Raw genomic sequence first — 16546 nt, forward strand, 5'->3', positions numbered from 1 at the left:
CCGCCCTTTGCAGCGACCATCGAGGAAACCAAAATGACGATCCCCGCACCGATCATTTCCGGCCCAATGGCCATCGAGAAGGAATGGATCGATTATAACGGCCATCTCAACATGGCCTACTACAACGTGCTGTTCGACCGCTGCTCGGACCAGGCGTTCGAGCTGATGGGCATGGGGCCGAACTACGCCAAGGAGCGACGCCTTACCATCTACACGGCCGAAGTTCACGTCTGCTACGTGCAGGAGCTGCACCTCGACCACAAAGTCAACGTCTCGTTCCAGCTGATCGATCATGACGAGAAGCGGCTGCGTGCCTATCAGGAAATCCGCCACGTCGACGGCTGGCTGGCGGCGACGTCCGAATCGCTGTCGCTGCATGTCGACATGGAAGGACCGAAGGTCGCTCCCTTCCCCGCCGACGTGATGGCCCAGGTCGAGGCCATGCGCGCCGCCCATGCCGGACTGCCGATGCCGGAGCGCGCCGGCCGCTCGATCGGCATCAAGCGCAAGGGCGCTTGAAAACTCGGACGCCCGCGTTAACCTTACCAAGGCTTTAACGTGAACAAGTCGGTTGAGTCCGTTGAACGACTCACTGGCGCGTTCGAAAACCGCCGTACCGGGTTTGCGCGGGGGCGGCTGGCGGAATGCGGTGCGAGGACAGTGCATGAAAACCGACATCAAGGTCGAAGTGGAACGGTTGGCGGCCGATCCACGCATCACCGACTATGATTTCTGGCGATCGCTGAAGAACGTCAACAATGAGATCTTCCACATCGCCAACAACAACGAACCCATCCCGTTCGACATGATCCGCTGGCGCATGATTCTGAAGCAGGCGCGCATGAAGCGCGGCCACGCTTGATCCATCGTCGCTGCCTCATCCTCCCTGACCAGCTATAGCTGCCGAGTCATAACCGCCGAATCAGGGCTGCTTGAACCCGCCCAGCGGCGAGCGCGGCTTGACCGGTGACGACTGGATGATCGCGGTGTTGGTCATTGCATAGGGAATGATCCGGTCGATCACCCGCTCGAGCTCGCTCACCGAGCCGACATGGGCGAGCGCGATGAAGCAGTCCTCGCCGGTTACCCGGTCGCATTGCGCGATTTCCGGCAGCTCGCGGATGATGTCCGCCACAACGGAAAGCTGTCCCGGCACCGGCCGGATTCTGAGCCATGCCGACAGCTTCATGCCGAGAGCGGCGGGATTGATCCTGACCGTATAGGCTTCGATCACGCCGTTATCCTGCAGCTTGCGGATGCGCTCCGCCACGCTCGGCGCCGACAGCCCGACCGCGCGCGCCAGTTCCGCCGTGCTGATGCGCGCATCCTTTTCCAGGAACCGCAGGAGCTTTAGATCGATCGCGTCCAGATCGACATTTTCACTTCGAAGGTTTTTCAAGCCGAACCTCTTCCATCAGAAAGCAAACCGTCAATCAGGCCATTCATCACACATGTAATCCGCGAGTTTCGCCTGCGATAATGCTCGCATGAAAACGCAAACGCAAATTCCAGCTGCAAACCGGGCCGCCGCCGATGCGCACCCCGCCCTCGCTGGCCCCACCATGCTTGCTGGAATGGCCAACGCGTTGCCGCCGCATGTCTGGTTCTGCGTCAGCGCGGTGTTCCATTATCTCGGGCCGGCCTTCGCCGTGCTGCTTTTCGCTCAGGTCGGCGTGCTCGGCATGGCCTGGCTACGCATCGCCGCCGCCGCTCTCATCTTCGCCCCATTGACCAGGCCTTGGCGCGTTTTCGCCGGCGCCGATCGCGCTCAACGACTTCTGCTGCTCGCATTCGGCATCTGCCTGGCGGTGATGAATTGCTCGTTCTATCTGGCGCTCGACCGGTTGCCGATCTCGCTGGTGGCGGCGATCGAATTCATCGGCACGATCGCGGTCGCGCTGGTCGGCATGCGCAGGCGGCGCAACTTTGCCGCGCTCGCTGTTGCCGTGGTCGGCACCTTGCTGCTCATCGACGTGAAATGGTCCAGCGATCCGGTCGGCTTGTTCTGGGCCTTTTTGAACGGCGCCCTCTTCGTCGGCTACATCGTGATCGGTCACCGCGTCGCCCAGGCAGGTATCGGCATCGCTGGCCTCGGCGCCGCCATGGCGGTCGCTTTCCTCATCGTGTTGCCAATCGGCTTTCGCGAGGCGCTGCCCGCCTTCGCGTCGCCGCAGCTGCTCGGCGCCGCGATCGGCGTCGGCATCTGCTCCTCGGTCATCCCCTATATCTGCGACCAGCTCGCCATGGCGAGGTTGCCGCGCTCGAGCTTCGCGCTGATGCTCTCGCTCCTGCCGCTCACCGCAACGCTGATCGGCGTCATCGTGCTGCGCCAGGTACCAAGCCTCACCGATTGCCTTGGCATTGCGCTGGTGATCGCCGGGGTGGCCATGCATAAGCCGGTGGCAAATACATGAATTGTTCGACTAGGCGAGCTTCTCTTTGAGAAACGCCACCGTCCGGCCCCAGGCGAGATCGGCGGCTTTCTTGTCATAGCGCGCGGCCGAGGTGTCGTTGTTGAAGGCGTGGTTGGCACCCTCATAGACATAGACCTTGTATTCGACATGGACGGCGTCGAGCGCCTTCTTGTAGGTGTCGATACCGGCGTTGGTGCGTTCGTCCAACCCGGCATAGTGGAGCAGCAGCGGCGCCTTGATCTTTTGAGCGTCCTCGGCCTTGGGCTGCATGCCGTAATAGGCGACGCCGGCGCTGAGGTCGGGCGCATGGACGGCGAGTTGGTTCACCGCGCCGCCGCCCCAGCAGAAGCCGACCGCGCCGACCTTGCCGTTGCCGTCCTTGAGGCCCTTGAGATAGGCGATCGTCGCCACGCCGTCGGCGGCGACTCTGGCCACGTCCAGCTTGGTGAACATGTCGCGCGCCTTGTCCTCGTCGGAGGGCGTTCCGCCAAGCGGCGACAGGAAGTCCGGCGCCAACGCGATGAACCCCTCCAGCGCCACGCGCCGGGTGACATCGCGGATATGCGGGTTCAGCCCCCTGTTCTCGTGGATGACGATGACGCAGCCGAGCTTGCCTGACTGGTTCGCGGGCTTGACCAGATAGCCCTTCATCTCGCCGCTTGAGCCGGGATAGGTGATGTCCCCTCCCTTAACGCGGCTGTCGTCTTCGGCGACGATCGCCGCTTGAGCGGAATTGGCGGCCAGCATCGGCGCGATCGCCGCCGCCGCGGCACCCGAGCCCGCCAGCTTCGTCAACTGCTCCATGAAGCGGCGGCGGTCGAGCGTCAGATGCGTGTAATCGTCATAGGCATCGATCATCGCCTGCGTGATGACAGGCTGCGTGACGACGGGCTTGGCAACGGGGCTGGTCATGATTTTCCTCGACGGTTGGCGGTGGACCGCAAGATAGGGTCGAGTATCGCATGGTCCAGTCACGCCCCGGTGACGACCCATATGGGCGGAACCCTGGTGGAGCCAACCCGCCGTCGCGCCGACAAGCCAGCGCGATTCATCACATTTTGGTCATTTCCGAAAGGCTTGATGGTGCTGTCACATTAGGACGTGAAGTTGCCTGAGCGCCCTACCGAAACGAATGACGAAAAGGGGAATGCCATGAACATCCAGGATATCATCAACACCGTTTCCTCGAAGGCCGGCCTCGACGAGCCGACCACCGAGAAGGTTGTCGGCACCATTTTTTCCGTGCTCGAGCATGAGGCTGAAGGCACCAGCATTTCGTCCTTCTTCGACCAGATCCCCGGCGCCGGTGAGTTGGCCCAGAAATATGACGTGATGGCCGCCGGCGCGACGGCCAATTCGGGCGGCGGACTTCTGTCGTCACTGCAGGGCGCGCTGGGCGGCGTTCTGGGCGAAAAGGCCGGCGCGCTGATCAACGGCATCGCCGCGCTCAAGGCGTCCGGCCTCGATATGGCGCAGATCCGTCAGGCCGGCGAGATCTTGATCAAGCAGGCCGAGGTTGCCGCCGGCCCTGATCTGACCAACCAGGTGCTGGACCAGGTGCCCAGCTTGCGGGGTCATCTCGGGCTTTGAAGCATTCCGAACCGGTTTTGAACGGCTCGGCCTTTCGACGGCAAAGCTGATCCGCTTTCTGGCGACCGAAGGCCTCCCACCGGCGAAATCGATTAGTCCACCTTATGGGGAACAAGATAGTTCGTAGTTTTTGTGCCTCGGGTGACTGTTAGGGCGGAATATCCAGGCGGCGGCGAATTGGTAACCGTGGCGTCAACCTCCCTGCATCGGCCAATAACTTCGCCGACAGGGGACTTAGCCAAACGATCCGCCAAGGCCGCTCTGCATTCATCGGCGGAGTAGATTTGAGGCGCGATTTCGAGTGGCCGACAAGCCCACCCCGGACTGCACGAAAGCAAAACCAATATCGCTGACGCCTCCGGTCCCATTTCGTATTTTCCTTAACGCTCATCCGACGTGACAAAGGACAGTGCGATCAGGTCATCAACGTCGATGCCGCCGCGACCATTGTCCAAAATGTCGGCGAGAGCTCCCGACCTACGCCGACTGGCAGTGCCTTTGGAAAAGGGCCAGCTTAGCCGAGTAGCCAAGGCGCAATTTGGTCTTGCAGTCATCGCACCTGAAGATGCTTACCGCCTTGAACCATGAACCGGTTTTGATGGATCGGCGAGTGGCAGTTAGGGCACTCGTAACGGACGCTGACGTCCCGCAACTCATTGGAAATCGACACCGTCCACCTCTTGCCCGCCCCTCAACGGATGCCCGTCATCCTGGGGGGTGACGGACATCCATAAACTGGCGATGAAGGGACTCATGTCCGCCAGTCGGGGACACAATGAGATAGCGGGCTATATGTTTCGTCCTTGGGACCAATGCTTGTCATGTGCGACTTCAGTCGGAACCGATAGCCCGACTGGGGACTTGCGCCAGGAACGAACCAACCGACCCTCCGTTGCCCCACTGCTGGAAGCTCCCGCTACAGCGGTTGAGCACAAAGCAGAGGCTCCAGCGCTGGCGGGTTACGCGCTGGAGCCGTCTTAAAAGATTGGAGCAAGAAAATGGAAGACTATCGGAACAGTGTCCTGGAGGCTCGTTGGCTTCTCGCCGTGCCCGCGTCGCTTCTCCTGACCGTCCTGCTGGCCGGCTTCTTGCTTTCGTAGCAGGCCGGCCTCGCCCTGTCCTATTTCGACAGCGTGTAGGCCATCACGTAATCGCCCGGCTTGGTGCCGACCGAGCCATGACCGCCGGCGACGATGACGACGAACTGGCGGCCGTCGGCCACCGTATAGGTCATCGGCGTCGATTGGCCGCCCGCCGGCAGCCTCGCCCGCCAGAGCTGCCTGCCGGTGGTGAGGTCGTAGGCGCGCAGATAGTCGTCCACCGCGGCGCCTAGGAAAGCGACGCCGCCAGCCGTGATCATCGGCCCGCCTATGCCGGGAACGCCGACCTTGAGCGGCAAAGGCAGCGGCGTCATGTCGTAGACGGTGCCGTTGCGGTGCTTGTAGGCGATGTTTCCCGTCTTGAGGTCGACGCCGGCGACATAGCCCCAGGGCGGCGCCTGGCAGGGAATGCCGAGCGGCGACAGGAACGGTCCCATCACCACCGCGTAAGGCGCGCCTTCATTGCGGTTCAGCCCCTGCTCGCTGCCCTTGGTGTCGCCCGGCGGCGGCACGTCCGCGCGCGGGATGAGCTTCGAGGTGAAGGCGAGGTAGGTCGGCATGCCGAACATCACCTGCCGCACCGGATCGACCGCGACGCCGCCCCAGTTGAAGACGCCGAAATTGCCGGGATAGATCAGCGAGCCCTGCAGCGACGGCGGCGTGTAGCGTCCCTCATAGCGCAGCTTCTTCAATTCGATCCGGCACGCCAGCTGGTCGAACATGGTGATGCCCCACATGTCGGCGCCGGTCAGCGGCTTGGGATTGAAGGACAGGTCCGAGGCCGGCTGCGTCGGCGAGGCATGATCGCCCTCGATCGCGCCGCCGGGCGCCGGCACGTCTTTCACCGGAATGATCGGCTCGCCGGTGCGCCGGTCGAGCACGTAGAGATCGCCCTGCTTGGTCGGCCCGACCAGCGCCGGCACGACGCCGTTCGCGGTGGTGATGTCGACCAGCGACGGCTGCGCCGGCACGTCCATGTCCCACAGATCGTGATGCACGGTCTGCCGGACCCAGCGCAATTGCCCGGTGTTGAGATCGAGCGCGGTGATCGAGGAGGAGAATTTCTCGACATTGGCGCTGCGGCCCATGCCGAGCTGGTCCGGCGTCTGGTTGCCGAGCGGAACGTAGAGCAGTCCCAGCTTCTCGTCGGCGCTCGCCGTCGACCACATGTTGGGCGAGTTGTGGGTGTAGGTTTGCCCAGCGGGCAGCGGCGTCGTCACGTCCGGATTGCCGGAATCCCAATTCCATAGGAGCGCGCCGGTGCCGGCGTCGAAGGCGCGGATGACGCCGGACGGTTCCTCGGTCGAATAATTGTCGTTGACCGCGCCGCCGACGATGATCTTGCCGGCGACGATCAGTGGCGCCGACGTCGAATAGTAATAGCCCGACTTCGGATAGGGCATGTTGGCCATCAGGTTCAGCGTGCCGGCCTCGGCGAAGGACGGACACACCTGCCCGTTCGCGGCATCGAGCGCGATCAGCCGGGCGTCGGAGGTCGGCAGATAGATGCGCGCGGCGCAAGGCTGGCCGGCGGCGATCTTGGCGTCGGCATAATAGGACACGCCGCGGCAGGTCTGGTGCTGGCGGTTGGGGTCGAGCTTGATCTTCGGATCGTAGCGCCACTTCTCCTTGCCGCTCGCGGCATCGATAGCGATGGCGAAATTATGCGGCGTGCAAATGAACAGCGTATCGCCGATCTTCAGCGGCGTCACCTGATAGGTCGTCTCGCCGATATCGTCGGGGCCTTTCACGTCGCCGGTGCGATAGGTCCAGGCCGGCTGCAGCTTGGCGACGTTGTCCGGTGTGATCTGGTCGAGCGGCGAATAGCGCTGGCCGAAGGGCGTGCGGCCGTAGAACTGCCACTCGCCGGCCGGCATGTCGCCGCCGAGATTGGCGGCCGTCGCCGCCTTTTCGGTGCCCAGCGTGCCGCCGATATCCATGGGATCGGCGGTCATCGAATAACCGGCGACCGCGAGCGAGGCGAGCACGGCCAGGATCAGCGGCGCGCGTCCGTCCGGCCCCCGCAGCCCCCGCCTTGCCCACGGCGTCAAAAGCCACAGGGCAATGAGCACGATGACGCCGCCGCGCGGACCGAGCTGCCACCAGTCGAAGCCGATTTCCCAGACTGCCCAGCACAAAGTGGCGAGCACGAATAGCGCGTAGAGCCAGAGCGAGGTCGACCTGCGCCTGAACAACAGCCAGGCGGTGATCAGCAAGACCAGGCCCGCGATCAGGTAGTACCAGCTGCCGCCCAGCGCGATGAGCCAGATGCCGCCGCCGCCGAGAATGAGACCGATGAGGAAAAGGACGAGGGAGGTGATGGTGACAGCCAAGACGGTGCTCCTTCGACTGTTGCGCCTTTGCGGCCGCTCTGAGGCGACGGCGAGCCGTCCCTGCCCTGCCGGCAGCTTTCCCTCACCCGCTCCGGCTGTCAAGTTGCGGCCAGACACGCGAAACTAGAACAAAACGTAGACAGTTCTGGTCTTTCGCTGCCGAATCACTACATTCGGGAGCGATGTCGGGCTTTTCCGAAGAGATGCCTTTTTTCGATGAACCGAATGCGCGGCCCGCTGCGGCCCCATCCGGCATAGCCGCGCGCGCCATGGCCGCCCGCAGCGGGCAGAACAGCGCGCCCGATTATCTCAAGGGCCTGAACCCGGAGCAGCGCCTCGCCGTCGAGACCACCGAAGGCCCGGTTCTGGTGCTGGCCGGCGCAGGCACAGGCAAGACGCGGGTGCTCACCACGCGCATTGCCCACATCCTCAAAACCGGAAAGGCCTGGCCTTCAGAAATCCTGGCCGTGACTTTCACCAACAAGGCCGCGCGCGAGATGAAGCAGCGCATCGGCCTGTTGATTCACGAACAGGTTGAGGGCATGCCCTGGCTCGGCACCTTCCACTCGATCGGCGTGAAGCTGCTTCGGCGCCACGCCGAGCTGGCCGGGCTGAAATCGGATTTCACCATTCTCGACACCGACGACGTGGTGCGGCTGATCAAGCAACTGATCCAGGCCGAAGGGCTGGACGACAAGCGCTGGCCGGCCAAGACCTTCGCCCAGATGCTCGACAACTGGAAGAACAAGGGCCTTGGCCCGGACGAAATAGCGGAAGGCGATGCGCGCAGCTTCGGCAACGGCAAGGGCCGCCAACTCTACAAGGCCTACCAGGAACGGTTGCAGACGCTGAATTCCTGCGACTTCGGCGACCTGCTCTATCACCCGATCCGCATCTTCCGCGCCTATCCGGACGTGCTGAAGGACTACCACCGCAAGTTCAAATACATCCTCGTCGACGAGTATCAGGACACCAACACCGCGCAATACATGTGGCTGCGGCTCCTGGCGCAGAGGCCGGAAGGCAAGCCGATCTCCCCCCTCGAGGGGGAGATGTCCGGCAGGACAGAGGGGGGCGCCTCGCGCCGACAGGCCGGTGGGGCACCACCCCCCTCTGTCGGCTCCGCCGACATCTCCCCTTCAAGGGGGGAGATTGGGCGCTCTCCCTCCGAGGGCCGAAGCAAGTCCCCCGTAAACATCTGCTGCGTCGGCGACGACGACCAGTCGATCTACGGCTGGCGCGGCGCCGAGGTCGACAACATCCTGCGCTTCGACAAGGATTTTCCGGGCGCCACCATCATCCGGCTGGAGCGCAACTACCGTTCCACCGCGCATATATTGGGTGCCGCCTCCCACCTCATCGCTCACAATGAGGGCCGCTTCGGCAAGACGCTGTTCACCGACCGCGACGACCCCGAGGACGACAAGGTTCACGTCCACGCCGCCTGGGACTCGGAGGAAGAGGCCCGCGCCATCGGCGACGCCATCGAGGCCTATCAGCGGCAAAAGCATAACCTCAACGACATGGCGATCCTGGTGCGCGCCTCCTTCCAGATGCGCGCCTTCGAAGACCGTTTCATCACGCTCGGCCTGAACTACCGCGTCATCGGCGGCCCGCGCTTCTACGAGCGCTTGGAAATCCGCGATGCATTGGCCTTTTTCCGCGTCGTCGCCAATGGCGGCGACGACCTTGCCTTCGAACGCATCGTCAACGTGCCGAAGCGCGGGCTGGGCGAAGCCACCATCCGCCAGATTCACGACACGGCCCGCGCCATGCGCGTCCCCATGCTGGAGGCCGCCGCAACGCTCGCCGAAAGCGACGAGCTGAAGCCGAAGCCGCGCGCGGCGCTGCGCGAGGTCGCAGCCAATTTCGAGCGCTGGCAGAAGGCGCTAGAAACCACCCCGCATACCGAGCTTGCCGAGACCATCCTGGAGGAAAGCGGCTACACCGACATGTGGAAGAACGACCGTTCGGCGGATTCGCCCGGGCGGCTGGAAAACCTCAAGGAGCTGATCCGCTCCATGGAGGAGTATGAATCGCTGCGTTCCTTCCTCGAGCATGTCGCGCTGGTGATGGAGGCCGAGCAGGGCGAGTCGCAAGATGCGGTCTCGATCATGACGCTGCATTCTGCCAAGGGCCTCGAATTCGAGACCGTCTTCCTGCCCGGCTGGGAGGAAGGCCTGTTCCCGCACCAGCGCGCGCTGGACGAAGGCGGACGCTCCGGCCTCGAGGAAGAGCGCCGGCTCGCCTATGTCGGCCTGACGCGCGCCAAGAAGAACCTGCATATCTGGTTCGTTTCCAACCGCCAGATTCACGGCCTGTGGCAATCGACGATCCCGTCGCGCTTCGTCGACGAATTGCCCGAAACCCATATCGATATCGCCGACAGCGGCAACAGCTACGGCGGCTACGGCAATCCCTATGGCGGCGGCTCGTTCGCTTCCGGGCGCGGCGGCGGACGACAGAACCCCTACGGCGCCTCGCGCTTCGACAATATCGGCGCCAAGGACCAGGGCAGCTTCTCCAACACCTATGCCACGCCCGGCTGGCAACGCGCGCAGGCCAACCGCACCGAGGCGACCGACCGCAACTGGGGCACCCGCTCCGGCCATCAAGTCGAGCGCATCGGCTATGGCGAGACTGATTCAGGCTACGGCGCCGGCCGCACCAGCGTGAAGGGCCGCACCATCGAGGGCGAGCTGGTCGCCAAATCCGTCGCCGACACGCCATCCGCCTTCAATGTCGGCGACCGCGTCTTCCACCAGAAATTCGGCAACGGCAACATCGCGGCCATCGACGGCAACAAGCTCACCATCGATTTCGACAAGGCCGGCCAGAAACGCGTGCTGGACGGGTTTGTCGCGCCGGTGTGACCGGCCTCCTCACCTGTACCTTGCCTGGTTCCACTTATGGCCGAGCAGCGACAGGATGATGATCAGCCCGTTGAAGAACTGCACGTAGAAGCCGCTGAGGCCCGCCGCGACCACGCCGGTCTGGATGAACGACACCGTGACCGCGCCGATCGCGCCGCCGACCACCGTGCCGATGCCGCCCCAGGTCGGCGTGCCGCCGACGAACACCGAGGCCAGCACCGGCAGCAGATAGCCGTCGCCCGCCGTCGGCCACCAGGTGAAATTGATCATCACCGAGAAGGTGCCGGCGATCGCCGCGCCGATGCCGACGAAGACGAACACTTTCACCCGAACCCATTTGACGTCGATACCCATCTGCCTCGCGCTGTCGGGATTGTCGCCGACCACTTTCACCTGCGCGCCGAAGCGGTGGCGGTTGTAGAGCAGCGCCGAGAAGACGACGAAGGCGATCGCCCAGAAGACCTGCACCGGGATGCCCCAGACCTGGCTGGAGAAGATCTTGTAGGCCGAGCTGTCGGCAAGGCCGGTCAGCGCCGTCGACCTGCCTTCGTTGATGATCTGGATCAGCCCGCGCAGCAGGAAGTTCATGCCGAGCGTGGCGATCAGCGACGACAGCCCGCCATAGACGACCAGCGAGCCGACCAGGAAGCCGAGCAGCGTGCCGGTGACGAGCGCCGCCGTGATGCCGAGGAACGGATCGTAGCCGGCCTGCACGACCAGCGCGAAGACCCAGGAGGCGAAGCCCATCGTCGCCGGGAACGACAGGTCTATCTCTCCGCAGGTGACGACGAAGACCAGCGGCACCACCACGAACAGCGCGACGGGAAGCGTCGTCAGCACCGAACTGTAGAGATACCATGTGGTGAAGACGGTCGGGTTGGCGATGATGAACACCGCCATCATGACGATGAACACGGCAAGTGTGCCCAGCGATGCGCGATTGTCGATGACGAAGCCGCGCAGCCAGTGGTTGGACGGATGGCTCCATTCCTTGGCTGGCTTCTTGGCTACCTGGCCGCCTGTTCTTCCTAGAGGAGTTTGCAGATCGGGTTCCATCGCGTTACTCATTGCGCTCCCTGCTCCGCGTTCTCGTGCAGTCCCGGCAACCCGCCGGGGTGTGCTACGTCTTCCATGAAGTTGATGAGGTCTTCTGCCGACTTGACTTCGGTGCGGTCGGCCGTCAGCGCCACCTTGCCGCGGTCGAGCACGACGAAGCGGTCGGCGATATCGAAGACATGGTGGATGTTGTGGCCGATGAACAGGATCGAGCGGCCGCTCGCCCGCACCTGGCGCACGAAGTGAAAGACCTTGGCGGTCTCGGTCAGCGACAGCGCCGTCGTCGGCTCGTCGAGGATGATCAGCTCCGCCTGCTTGTAGATGGCGCGCGCGATCGCGACGCCCTGACGCTCGCCGCCCGAAAGCTGGCCGACGATCGAATGCGGCGTGAACACTTTCGAGGTGAAGCCGATCTCGCGCATCAGCCGGCTCGCTTCCTCGATCTCCTTGTTGACCTTCAGCCAACCCATGAAGCCGGTCAGCTCGCGGCCCATGAAGATGTTGCGCACGATGGTCTGCTGCACGGCCAGCGCGCGGTCCTGGAACACCGTCTCGATGCCAGCGTCGCGCGAGCGCGCCGCGCTCCACCCGGTGACCGGCTTGTCGCGCACCAGGATCTCGCCGCTGGTCGGCTTGACCACGCCGGACAGGATCTTGATCAGCGTCGACTTGCCGGCGCCGTTGTCACCAATCAGGCCGACCACCTCGCCGCGGTCGACGCTGAGGTTGACCCCGCCCAGCGCATAGACCTGGCCGTAGGATTTCTTGATGTCGCGCAGTTCGATGATGCGTTCGCCCATGCGATCCTCGCTGGAATTGTCTGTCTGCCGGTCATCTCGCCGGCCGGGCAATAATCCCGGCCGGCGGCTTGGGAGGTCAACGCAATGCCTGCTTGGCTAGCTCGGAGACGATCTCGTAGTTCTGCGGCGTGACGAAGCCGGCGCCGGTGTCGACATTTATCGGCGCCAGCCCCAGCACCACCTGCTGGCAGAGGCTGAGAACCGGCAGATAGCCCTGCAGGAACGGCTGCTGGTCGGCCGTCAGCTGCACCCAGCCGCCCTTGAAGCCTTCGACGATCTGCGGACTGGTGTCGAAGCCGAAGTTGAAGATGTCGCCGGGCTTGCGGCCCGCCGCCTGCATATAGGTGGCGACATTGCCGAGCATCTGGCCGCCGGGGTAGCCGACCGCCTTGACGTCGGGGTGGTTGAGCAGCGCCGCGGTGATCACCGGAATGGCGAGGTTGGGATCCGACGCCCATTCGCCGCTCGGCGGTGAGGACAACTGGATCACCTCGACGCCGGCTTCTTTCAGGGCCGCCACCGTGCCGCGCTCGCGCGCGCCGCGATTCTCGTTCTCGAACGGGCCGATCATGATCGCCTTGTCGCCCGCCTTGAGCTTGCCGAGCTTGAACGCCTCGGCGCCGAGCGCGCGGCCTTGCTGCTCCTGCTGCGCGCCGACATAGCCGCCGCCGAACGCCGCCACCACCTTCGGCACCGGAACGTTCTGGTACATCATCTTGATGCCGTCCTTGTGCGCCTGCTCGGCCAAAGGCATGATCGCCGCGTCGCCCGGATGGCCCATCATGGCGATGCCCTGCGGCTTGACCGCGACCGCCTCGCGCAATTGCTGCACCATCTTCTCGACGTCCCACTGCGAGAAGATGTAGTCGACCTTCGGCCCGAGATCGGCCGCCGCCTGCTTGGCGCCATTATAGACGATGGTGCCGAAGGCGTCGCCCTCGGCGCCGCCGACGAAGAAGCGGATGTGTACGTCCTTGCACCATTGCGCGTCGAGCGCGTGCGCCGGCAAGGCAGAGATCGAGGCGCAGAGCGCCGTGGCAGCCGCCACGACGGTCGAGCGCAGAACAGTCCTTCTGGTCGTCATGCACGTTCCTCCCTTTTAGCCCCCTCCCGATGGAGGGTTTCGAATTGATCTGCATCCTCGGTCGGCCGGCTCCTCCCGCCGGCCAATCCTCACATCGAATCTGGCCTCAGGCCGGATTGGGCACGTAGCTGTTCCCTCCCCGGCATTGCTTCAGATGGTCGAGCGCACGCGCCTGTCCGGTAATCTCGAGGTCGCCGCGATAGACCGGGTCGTGCCAGCCCTCGATGTCGATGGCGCCCTTGTAGCCGGCCAGCCGCAACTCGCTGATCACCCGCGTCCAGTCGCTGTCGCCGAAGCCCGGCGTGCGCATCTGCACGAAAGGCAGTCGGCCGAACACGCCATGCTCGCGGATGACGTCCCAGCGCACCGTCGCGTCCTTGCCGTGGACATGGAAGATGCGCGGCGCCCATTTGCGGATCTGCGGGATCGGATCGATCAGGTAGACCAGCTGATGGCAGGGTTCCCATTCCAGCCCGAGATTGTCATTTGGCAATTCGTTGAACATCAGCTCCCAGGCGTCCGGGTTATGCGCGATGTTCCAGTCGCCGCTCGCCCAGTTGCCGTCCATGGCGCAATTCTCGAAAGCGATGCGCACGCCCTTGTCGGCGGCACGCCTGGCCAGCGGGCCCCACACCTCGCGGAAGCGCGGCAGGCTGTCGGTCAGCGGTCTGCCGCGGATGCGGCCGGTGAAGCCGCTCACCGTCGACGCGCCGAACAGATGCGCATTGTCGATCACCGTCTCCCAGGCCGCCAGCACACCGCGATCGACCTCTCCATTCTCGAGCGGGTTGCCGAACACCCCGATCGAGGACACGGTCACATCGGCATCGCCGATCGCCTCGCGGATCTCGCCCGCCAGGCGCTTCAGGTCCTTGCCGCCCAGCGTCTGCCAGAAGAAGGGCTGGATGCTCTCGAAGCCGAGCGGCAGGATCTGTCTGATATAGGCCGCCGGATCGTCGAGATTGGCCCGCACCATGGTGCCGATCCTGATATCGAGAAGCGGGTTTGCCATCATTGTGCTTCCTTGGCGATTGTCACGCGCCGCCCGCTCTCCGCGCTCTCGATGGCGCCGAAGACCATGGCCAGGCTTTTGATGTTGTCGGCGCCGCGCGTCTCCGGCTCGGCGCCGGTCTCGATCGCGTGCATGAAATCCCGGATGATGCCGAGATGGCCGTCGACGCGGTCGGCGGGATCGAGCGGCGGCACTTCGATGGGCTGGGTCTTGTCGATGATCCCGTCGCGGCCGGACGCAATCACCTCCGCCTTCAGCCCGTCATGGCCGTCCCACAAGAGGCTGCCGCGCTCGGCGACGATACGCCAGCTTCCCTCCCAACTCGTGCGGAAACCGTCGGCGCACCAGGAGCCGGCATAGGTGAAGACCTTGCCGCCGCCGAGGTCGAAGACGGCGCTGGCCGACGACCCCTGCCTGTACCAGGAATTCACGGGTTCCCATTCCTGGCAATAGACACTGGCCGGCTCGCCGGCGACCATGTAACGCGCGGCATCGAACGTGTGGATCGCCATGTCGAGCAAGAGCACATGGGCCATCTCCTCGCGAAAACCGCCGAAATGCGGCGCAACGAAAAAGTCCGCATGGATGCTGGTCGGCTTGCCGACGACGCCGGAATCCAGGAAGCGCCTGATGCGCCTGACATTGGCGACATAGCGGCGGTTCTGGACGACTGCATGGATGCGCCTCGCCTTGCGCGCTGCCTCGACGATGGCGCGCGCATTTTCGGGGCTGTCGGCCAGCGGCTTCTCGGTGAGCAGATGGCAGTTGTGGGCGAAGGCCGAAAGCGCGACCTCGCGACGGGCGGCGGGAACCACGACGTCGAACACGGCATCGGGCTTGGTCTGGTCGAGGACGGCGTCGAGGTTGGTGCCGATGACGGCGTTGGACAGCGCGTATTCGCGCGCCCTCGCCTGAGCCCGCTCGGCATCGAGGTCGACGAGGCCGACAATGGCGAGCCCGTCGATCTGCTTCACGGCATCGAGCCAGTGCTTGCTCATCGCTCCGCACCCGGCCAGGACGACCCTCATCATCCAGCGCTCCTCCTCCGCCGGTCCCTCCAGACCGGACGTCACGGCGTCCACGGCGTCGCCGTAAACGTTTTTCCGTAAACGTTTACGAGAACACACCCGATGGCGTAGAATGTCAACCGGCTGCTTGCAAAAATCGTCCCGAAGCCTTGGCCTGAGCGGCAGCCGGTGCTAGCCAAGGCAGGGGGAGAATCCGTCCTTGGCGTCAAGCATCCACGATCTCGCGCGTCACCTGAACATCTCGATCGGCACCGTGTCGCGCGCGCTGAACGGCCGTGCCGACGTCAATGCCGACACACGCCAGCGCGTGCTCGAAGCAGCCAGGAAGCTGAACTATTCGCCCAATCAGTCAGGCCGCAGTCTCAGGCAAGGCGCCACCCGCTCGATCGCCTTCATGCTGCAGCCGCATCCCGGCGACCAGCAATATGGCGAGCCGTTCTTCATCCCGTTCCTAACGGGCCTGCAGGCGCGGCTCGCCGAGCATGACCTGGATCTGATGGTCGTCATGGGTGAGCCGGGCCAATATCAGCAGGAGCGGTTGCGCCGCGTGGTCGAGACGCGCCGGGCCGACGCGGTCGTGTTGGCCAATACGCGAAGGGAAGACGATCGGATCGATTATCTCAGCAAGGCCGGCTTTCCCTTCGCCACGCTTGGCCGAAGTCAGTCCGGCGGCGACACGTATCCTTCACTCGATATCGATTTCGAGAGGGCGGGTGATGAAGCCGTCGACCGGCTGGTCGCGCGCGGCCACCGCCGCATTGCCGCTATCCGCCCTTCGCTTGATCTCAACTTCGGCTACCTGTTCCTCGACGGCTACCGCAAGGCACTGAAGCGGCACGGTATCGAGGTCGACCCCGACCTGATCGCCGACGGCTTCATCAACGAGACCGGCGGCTACCAGGTGACGCCGCAAGTAATGCGCTCCAGAAACCCGCCGACGGCGATCATCTTCAACAATGACGCGATGGCGCTCGGCGGCTGCAAGGCGCTGGCCGAGATGGGTATCAAGCCGGGCCACGACATGGCCGTGATCGTCATCGTCGACACGCCGCTCTGCCGCTACTTCTCGCCGACGCTGACCGCCTTCCGTCCGTCGCTGGAGCCCATGGGCCGGCGGCTGGCCGAGCTGCTGCTCGCTTCGCTTCCCGCATTCGCCGGCCCTGAGGGCACACGCATCATCCGCGAAGTCTGGCCGCTGGAGCTGATCGCAAGAGAGAGCGATTGAGCACCCCTTTCCCTTCTCCCCCTGTGGGAGA

Annotated in this window: 14 protein-coding genes; 6 read left to right on the forward strand and 8 right to left on the reverse strand. The window is 64.2% G+C overall.

The window, feature by feature from the left end:
- Nucleotides 1–33 precede the first annotated feature (33 nt).
- Nucleotides 34–519: a thioesterase family protein gene (locus LB535_RS16125; RefSeq protein WP_224632906.1), complete on the forward strand. Its 486-nt coding sequence runs from the start codon at nucleotides 34–36 to the stop codon at nucleotides 517–519.
- 145 nt (nucleotides 520–664) lie between these two features.
- Nucleotides 665–862, forward strand: a complete 198-nt coding sequence (locus tag LB535_RS16130; RefSeq protein WP_140839787.1) for a hypothetical protein — start codon at nucleotides 665–667, stop codon at nucleotides 860–862.
- A 60-nt stretch (nucleotides 863–922) separates the two neighbouring features.
- Here the strand turns inward: LB535_RS16130 and LB535_RS16135 are convergent, their stop codons facing one another.
- Nucleotides 923–1399 (reverse strand): Lrp/AsnC family transcriptional regulator, encoded by a 477-nt coding sequence (locus LB535_RS16135; RefSeq protein ID WP_224549736.1) that lies wholly within the window; start codon nucleotides 1397–1399, stop codon nucleotides 923–925.
- 88 nt (nucleotides 1400–1487) lie between these two features.
- Here LB535_RS16135 and LB535_RS16140 point away from each other — a divergent pair, with 88 nt between their 5' ends.
- Nucleotides 1488–2414 (forward strand): EamA family transporter, encoded by a 927-nt coding sequence (locus LB535_RS16140; protein ID WP_411969576.1) that lies wholly within the window; start codon nucleotides 1488–1490, stop codon nucleotides 2412–2414.
- 9 nt (nucleotides 2415–2423) lie between these two features.
- Here the strand turns inward: LB535_RS16140 and LB535_RS16145 are convergent, their stop codons facing one another.
- Nucleotides 2424–3326 carry a dienelactone hydrolase family protein gene (locus LB535_RS16145; RefSeq protein ID WP_224632908.1) on the reverse strand — a complete coding sequence of 301 codons (903 nt, stop codon included), beginning with the start codon at nucleotides 3324–3326 and terminating at the stop codon, nucleotides 2424–2426.
- Between the two features lie 240 nt (nucleotides 3327–3566).
- Here LB535_RS16145 and LB535_RS16150 point away from each other — a divergent pair, with 240 nt between their 5' ends.
- Nucleotides 3567–4004 (forward strand): hypothetical protein, encoded by a 438-nt coding sequence (locus LB535_RS16150; protein ID WP_224632909.1) that lies wholly within the window; start codon nucleotides 3567–3569, stop codon nucleotides 4002–4004.
- Nucleotides 4005–5124: 1120 nt separating this feature from the next.
- On the opposite strand, the gene LB535_RS16155 is transcribed toward LB535_RS16150, so the two are convergent.
- Complete coding sequence (locus LB535_RS16155) at nucleotides 5125–7437, reverse strand: glucose/quinate/shikimate family membrane-bound PQQ-dependent dehydrogenase (RefSeq protein WP_224632910.1); 2313 nt, start codon at nucleotides 7435–7437, stop codon at nucleotides 5125–5127.
- 182 nt (nucleotides 7438–7619) lie between these two features.
- Between LB535_RS16155 and LB535_RS16160 the strand changes: the two genes are divergently transcribed.
- The gene (locus LB535_RS16160; RefSeq protein WP_224632911.1) at nucleotides 7620–10310 is read left to right on the forward strand and encodes an ATP-dependent helicase; all 2691 of its coding nucleotides are present in this window, start codon (nucleotides 7620–7622) and stop codon (nucleotides 10308–10310) included.
- Nucleotides 10311–10319: 9 nt separating this feature from the next.
- Here LB535_RS16160 and LB535_RS16165 read toward each other — a convergent pair whose 3' ends face one another.
- The 5 genes from LB535_RS16165 to LB535_RS16185 form a co-directional block, all read right to left on the reverse strand.
- A complete protein-coding gene (locus LB535_RS16165) occupies nucleotides 10320–11378 on the reverse strand; it encodes an ABC transporter permease (protein ID WP_318012306.1) in 1059 nt (352 codons plus the stop codon).
- Nucleotides 11375–12166 carry an ATP-binding cassette domain-containing protein gene (locus LB535_RS16170; RefSeq protein WP_224632913.1) on the reverse strand — a complete coding sequence of 264 codons (792 nt, stop codon included), beginning with the start codon at nucleotides 12164–12166 and terminating at the stop codon, nucleotides 11375–11377. The genes LB535_RS16165 and LB535_RS16170 overlap by 4 nt, the downstream gene beginning before the upstream one ends.
- Before the next feature lie 76 nt (nucleotides 12167–12242).
- Entirely contained in the window at nucleotides 12243–13250 is a 1008-nt protein-coding gene (locus LB535_RS16175; protein WP_224632914.1) for a substrate-binding domain-containing protein, read from the reverse strand.
- 106 nt (nucleotides 13251–13356) lie between these two features.
- Nucleotides 13357–14265 carry a sugar phosphate isomerase/epimerase family protein gene (locus tag LB535_RS16180; protein WP_224632915.1) on the reverse strand — a complete coding sequence of 303 codons (909 nt, stop codon included), beginning with the start codon at nucleotides 14263–14265 and terminating at the stop codon, nucleotides 13357–13359.
- On the reverse strand, nucleotides 14262–15293 hold the full coding sequence (locus LB535_RS16185) for a Gfo/Idh/MocA family protein (RefSeq protein WP_224632916.1): 1032 nt from the start codon (nucleotides 15291–15293) through the stop codon (nucleotides 14262–14264). The genes LB535_RS16180 and LB535_RS16185 overlap by 4 nt, the downstream gene beginning before the upstream one ends.
- A 196-nt stretch (nucleotides 15294–15489) precedes the next feature.
- Here LB535_RS16185 and LB535_RS16190 point away from each other — a divergent pair, with 196 nt between their 5' ends.
- Complete coding sequence (locus LB535_RS16190) at nucleotides 15490–16515, forward strand: LacI family DNA-binding transcriptional regulator (RefSeq protein WP_224632917.1); 1026 nt, start codon at nucleotides 15490–15492, stop codon at nucleotides 16513–16515.
- Nucleotides 16516–16546: the final 31 nt, after the last annotated feature.

This window comes from Mesorhizobium sp. CA10, from assembly GCF_020165285.1.
GTDB lineage: Bacteria > Pseudomonadota > Alphaproteobacteria > Rhizobiales > Rhizobiaceae > Mesorhizobium.

Excerpts from the sequence above, each read along its gene's own strand:
- LB535_RS16125 (WP_224632906.1), top strand. The coding sequence starts at position 34 with ATGACGATCCCCGCACCGATCATTTCCGGCCCAATGGCCATCGAGAAG.
- LB535_RS16130 (WP_140839787.1), top strand. The coding sequence starts at position 665 with ATGAAAACCGACATCAAGGTCGAAGTGGAACGGTTGGCGGCCGATCCA.
- LB535_RS16140 (WP_411969576.1), top strand. The coding sequence starts at position 1,488 with ATGAAAACGCAAACGCAAATTCCAGCTGCAAACCGGGCCGCCGCCGAT.
- LB535_RS16145 (WP_224632908.1), bottom strand. The coding sequence starts at position 3,326 with ATGACCAGCCCCGTTGCCAAGCCCGTCGTCACGCAGCCTGTCATCACG.
- LB535_RS16150 (WP_224632909.1), top strand. The coding sequence starts at position 3,567 with ATGAACATCCAGGATATCATCAACACCGTTTCCTCGAAGGCCGGCCTC.
- LB535_RS16160 (WP_224632911.1), top strand. The coding sequence starts at position 7,620 with ATGTCGGGCTTTTCCGAAGAGATGCCTTTTTTCGATGAACCGAATGCG.
- LB535_RS16165 (WP_318012306.1), bottom strand. The coding sequence starts at position 11,378 with ATGAGTAACGCGATGGAACCCGATCTGCAAACTCCTCTAGGAAGAACA.
- LB535_RS16170 (WP_224632913.1), bottom strand. The coding sequence starts at position 12,166 with ATGGGCGAACGCATCATCGAACTGCGCGACATCAAGAAATCCTACGGC.
- LB535_RS16175 (WP_224632914.1), bottom strand. The coding sequence starts at position 13,250 with ATGACGACCAGAAGGACTGTTCTGCGCTCGACCGTCGTGGCGGCTGCC.
- LB535_RS16180 (WP_224632915.1), bottom strand. The coding sequence starts at position 14,265 with ATGATGGCAAACCCGCTTCTCGATATCAGGATCGGCACCATGGTGCGG.
- LB535_RS16185 (WP_224632916.1), bottom strand. The coding sequence starts at position 15,293 with ATGATGAGGGTCGTCCTGGCCGGGTGCGGAGCGATGAGCAAGCACTGG.